Genomic DNA, 5,089 nt, shown 5'->3' with positions numbered 1-5,089 from the left:
GGCGATCGCATTGCGCCCCGCCCGCAACAGCCCAGAGACATCGAACTGTCCCCGGATGAACGCGCCGCGCACGTCGCCGACGCGGCGACCGTTGACCCATACCTCCGCCGCGTAGTTGATGCCCTTGAAGACGAGGAACCTTTTGCCGCCCGCCGTCGACGGCAGGTCGAATTCGGTGCGGTACCAATAGTCCTGGCGCGCGAGATTGTCGGGGATCGCCATATTGTTCAGGCCGTAGGCAGGGTCTGGATAGACGCCGCGATCGACCAGCGTGGTCAGCACGGTGCCGGGCACCGTCGCCTCGTACCATTCGCCCGGTTTGGCGCCGCTGACGGACAATTGAGCACCGGTGGCATTCGTCTTGTCGGCAAAGGCCAGCTTCCAGTCGCCGATCTGCCAACGGTTGGCCGCAAGCGGCGTCATCGACGGCCGCGCGCCGAGCGGTTTGGCGACCGGCTTGGCGGGCGACGTGTTGCTCTTCGGCAGCGTCCAAAAGTCCTGCGGCTGGAAATAGCCCCGCCACTGCTTTTCCTGCCATTCCCAGCCAACGCCCGGCTTGATGAGCTGCGCCGGCATGACCTGAGGCCGGGTTTTCGCCAGCGCCTTCAATTCGGATGACGACGCGACCCGCGTCAGCAGGCGCAGCTCGAAGATGTCCCCGCCGAAGTGCTCAGCCTCGGCCGGCGCGCCAGCGCCAGGCGCGGGCGCCAGCGCCAGCACAGGCGCCAGCGGCGACGATGCCGGCACAGCGTTGCCGACCATGACGCCGTCGGCGAACAACCGCACGGTGCGGCCGTCGCTCAACGCGGTCACGAACGTCCAGCGGCCGACCGGCATCGGCGCGCCCGTCCGCGTCATTGCGCCCTGGCCATTCCAGAAGGCGAGATGGCCGCGATCGATCGCGATGGCCCGAACCGCGTTGCCGTTGCCCAATTGCGCGACGATGGTGTGGCCGGCGCGTTCAACGCTGGGCCTGACCCAGGCCGACATCGTCCAGGGCGTACCGGGGGAGAGGCCCGGCGCATCGGAGGCAAGCGCGTGTTCGAGACCGACCCCGTCGGCGAGAATGGTGGCGCTGTGTGGACCCGTTGCGGCGGACTGGCCATGATCGACGATCTCGGACGGATCCTGCGCGCTGCCTGGCGTCGCGGCGAGCGCCAGACCGGCGATCCCGCACAAGGCCGCGATACGAAAGCGTTGGTGGTGATATTTCATCGTTATCCTCCCATGATCCCACGCCGGTCCACGTTGCTCGTGGCCGATCGTTTGCGGATCAGATATGCAATTGCGCGTCGACTGCGATTGCGTGCTGCATGGCATCCAGAGCGAGCGCGAGCGATCCCAGCGGTCCGGCATCGTCCCCAAGCCCCGGTGCGATCAGCCGCGTCCCGATATCGGTCGCGATGAGGTCGCCGCCGCCATAACCGCCGATGTGCGATACCAGCCGGCTGCGGATCATCGGGATCAGGAACGGCCGCCGCGACGGGACGCCACCACCGAGCAGGATACGCTCCGGCACGACGGTGAAAATCATGTTGTGGACCATCGCAGCCACCGTGTCCGCGACAAGCGCCCAGACCGGATCGTCGTCGGTGATCGCGTCTCCCGACAGACCGGTCCGCCGTTCGATCGCTGGCCCCGAAACAAGACCCTCGACGCAGTCGCCGTGGAACGGGCACGCGCCCGGCCAATCATCGCCGGGCATGCGCCGCACCAGCATATGCCCCGCCTCGGGATGCCCGAGGCCCTGCACGGTTTGCCCGCCGATGACGATGCCGGCACCGACCCCCGTTCCGATGGTGATGTAGCACCAGCTTGAAAGCCCGCGGGCGGCGCCCCATCGACCTTCCGCCAGCGCCGCGGCGTTCACGTCCGTGTCGGCCTGGGTCGGAACCCCGTAGCGTCGTATCAGGCGCTGGACGACGTCGGTGCCATGCCAGCCGGGCTTGGTCGTCTGGCCGATATGGCCATAGTCGTCGGCCGTTCGGTCGAGCTGGATCGGCCCGAAACTGGCGATGCCGAGCGCCTGCACCTCGTGCGTTCGCACCCAGCCATCGACGATCGTCTCGATCGCGGCGAGCGTGGTGACCGGATCGCGTGTCGCCAGCCGGCGTGTCTCGATGATGTCGTCATGGCGGCGGGCGAGTGTGCAAATGATCTTGGTGCCGCCGAGCTCGATGCCGACGATACACTGGCTGCGGGCCACCGCCACCAGCGGTTCCGCCCCGGTGCGGCGCTGCGATGCGTATTCGTCCATCATCGTACGGACACCGTTGACGGCGCCACGTTCCAACCGGTCAGGCGCACGCTCACCGGTCCGGCTGCGCGGGTGGTTGGGTATCGCACGGCGATCACCCGTTCCTCGCCGGGCAGCAGCGATACGTAATTGTCGGTAAAATAGGCCGGCAGTACCTGATGCCCGGCGGCATCGAACAGCGTCGCCTTCGCCTCGATGACCGGCGTCTGCGTGGCGTTGCGCAGCGTGATCGTCGCGGCGGTTTCCGCGCCGTCGATCCGTGCCGTCATTGCTGCGGTCAGTTCAGCCTTGGGCATCGACGTCATGCCCTTGAGGTCCGACGGCTGACGGCCCTGCCAATAGAAGTTGCGCGAGCGGCTGATGCCCTTGTCATCGACCGCTTCGAGACTAACCAGCGTCACGGGGCTTGATGCCAGCGTTCCGGGCGGGATCGTCATCGCGTCGGTGACGGCTTCACGCGCCGCATCGACCCGCACGGCGCGTTCGGCGATGATTTTGCCCTGCAGATCAGCGATCCGCACCCGCACCGTCATGCCCGGCAGCGGTTCGCGGGTGTTATTGACCACGACGATCCGGTGATCGGGCAGGTTCATCTGCACATGCACCGGCTCCGACGCCTTTTGCACCGCATAATAAGAGGCCTGCGTATCATAGTCGGAGCTGAAGATGTTCCAGGCGCTGGACGGCCAGGCCGGTTGGGTCATCCACAGCATCCGGCCGCTGTTCGTCTTCCACAGCCCGGCGTTGAACCCCTCGAAGATCGCGCGATACGAATCATATTGCAGCAATTGCGCCTTGCCGCTGAAATCCTCGAGGCTGTCCGCTTCGCCGAAGCGGACGCGCATCGCGTCCATGTAGGTCTTGACCGATCCGCCGCGATCCTGATGCCAGTCGTGATAGGCCCAAGCGTCGCTGATCGGCCAGAGGTCCTCCTTCGGGATCGCGCGTTTCCAGCTTTCCAGCGTGGGAAAGGACGGCGTCCCTAGTTCCACCGCAAATCCCTTGGCGTGGTCGGTGAAATAGGTTTCGGGTTCGCGCCAGTCGTATGGCCCGCTGCCGGCGAGATTCACCGTATTCGACGATCCCATGTAGAGGCGGGTACCGTCCTCCGTCGCGATCAGCGATTGCAGCGCGTTGTTGAGCACCGGTTGCGGCACGCCCTCGTTGCGACCGATCCACGCTACAATCGAGGGATGGTTGCGATATCGAGCGACGACGTCTTTCGCATTGCTCATGAACAGGGGCACGTCGTCGACCTGCTGATTGTAGTCTTGCGTCGACTCCCAAAAGTCGTTGAGCACCATCAGGCCATATTCGTCCGCCAGATCGTAGAATGTGTCCTCGGTATTCTGGCCGACCCAGTTGCGGATGATGTTCATGTTGCCGTCGCGATGCAGGCGGAAAAATGGCTCGAGGCGCTCGCGCTCGACGCGCTTCATGAAGTCGTCCATGCCGATATTGCCGCCGCGGGCGGCGATGCGGACGCCGTTCACCCGGATGACGAGATGCGGCGCAAGTTCCGCCTCGCCCTCGATCGGTGTGACGGCCGGCGAACGGATCGCACCGGGGGCAAGAGATGCGGCCCAGCCGCCCTTGGCCTTGCGAATCCCCTCATGGCTGCCGTCGACGATCTGTTGTCCCAGCGTACGGGCGCGGGAAAGGTCGATGCCGACCCGCCGCAAATCTCCCGCCTCATCCATCAATGACATGTCGTAGGTGACTTGCCTGATGCCGAAGCGCGTCGTGCGCGCATCCGATGGCTTTCCGGCGACCGACGCCGCGATGTGCAGGTCGTGGAGGTTCGGCTTGCCGTAGCCGTTCGGCCACCACAGCAGCGGCTCGCGAACGGTGAGCTGGGAATAATCGCCGGGCAGGAAGGCGACGACCGTCGTCTGGTGCGGCGCGAGGGAGATCGATCGGCTGACGGTGACATCGTCGAATTGGGCGCGCACGATGGTCTCGACGGCCTGATCGGAAAGGTTCTCGACCGGTATGCGGATTTCGACCTGGGCGAGGCTGTTGTCGGGCTTGGGCAATGTCGTGACGACCTGCGCATCGCCGATCCGCGCCGGGCCGACCTGTTCGATCAGCACCGGCTGCCAGATGCCCATGTTGCGATCGCGGACCGAGGGGATCCAGTCCCATCCTTCGGCGGCGACGAAGGTCGGCCCATCCAGCACCAGCATGCCGCCATTCTCGCCGGCCCCGGCCGTCAGCGATTCCTCATGGGCGATCCCGGGGTGGGGCGGGGGGAGGATCTTGACGGCGATGGCCGCCATGCTGCCGGGCGCAGCCACCTTCGATAGGTCGAAGCGGCCCCGAACGAACGCGCCCTTTACGTCGCCCACCAATTGCCCGTTTACCCAGACCTCCGCCGCGTAATTGATCCCCTTGAAGGTGAGGAAGGTGTGCGCCGCGGCGTCTGCCGCCGGCACGCGGAATTGCGTCCGGTACCAATAAGCCTGGCGGCTGAGCTTTTCCGGGATCGCCATGTTGTTGAGGCCGTAGCCGGGATCGGGATAGACGCCGCGATCGACCAGAGTGGTCAGCACGGTGCCCGGCACCGTCGCGACATGCCAGGTGCTCACGTCATAGCCCGGCTGCGACACGATCGGTCCCGCGTCTCGGACATCCGGGGCGGCGACGAGACGCCAGCCGTTGACCGTCCAGCGGCCGTCTGTGCCGCTCGTCAGTACCGGCAGGTCGTGTATCGGCTTGGCGACGGGGGCCGACAACGGCGCGCGCGAGACGGGGAGCGTCTCGGCGGGCTGCGGCGTTTCCTGTCCGATCTGCTGCTTCTTCTGCACCGGCCAGGTCAGATCGGAAGAGCGT

At 65.9% G+C, this 5,089-nt stretch carries 3 protein-coding genes; all 3 read right to left on the bottom strand.

What is annotated here, in order from left to right:
• Window positions 1–1,215: LamG-like jellyroll fold domain-containing protein (locus ACFDSW_RS15170; protein ID WP_375251112.1), on the bottom strand; the 1,215-nt coding region annotated here is incomplete at its 3' end.
• Between the two features lie 58 nt (window positions 1,216–1,273).
• Complete coding sequence (locus ACFDSW_RS15165) at window positions 1,274–2,260, bottom strand: ROK family protein (RefSeq protein ID WP_375251111.1); 987 nt, start codon at window positions 2,258–2,260, stop codon at window positions 1,274–1,276.
• The coding region (locus ACFDSW_RS15160; RefSeq protein WP_375251110.1) for a sugar-binding domain-containing protein at window positions 2,257–5,089 on the bottom strand (2,833 nt) is incomplete at its 5' end. The genes ACFDSW_RS15160 and ACFDSW_RS15165, both read right to left, overlap by 4 nt.

The sequence above is a fragment of the Sphingomonas sp. genome, from assembly GCF_042091075.1.
In the GTDB taxonomy this organism is placed as follows: Bacteria; Pseudomonadota; Alphaproteobacteria; order Sphingomonadales; family Sphingomonadaceae; genus Sphingomonas.
The sequence above is the reverse complement of the archived record's forward strand: the minus strand, read 5'-3'. Positions and strand labels throughout refer to the sequence as shown.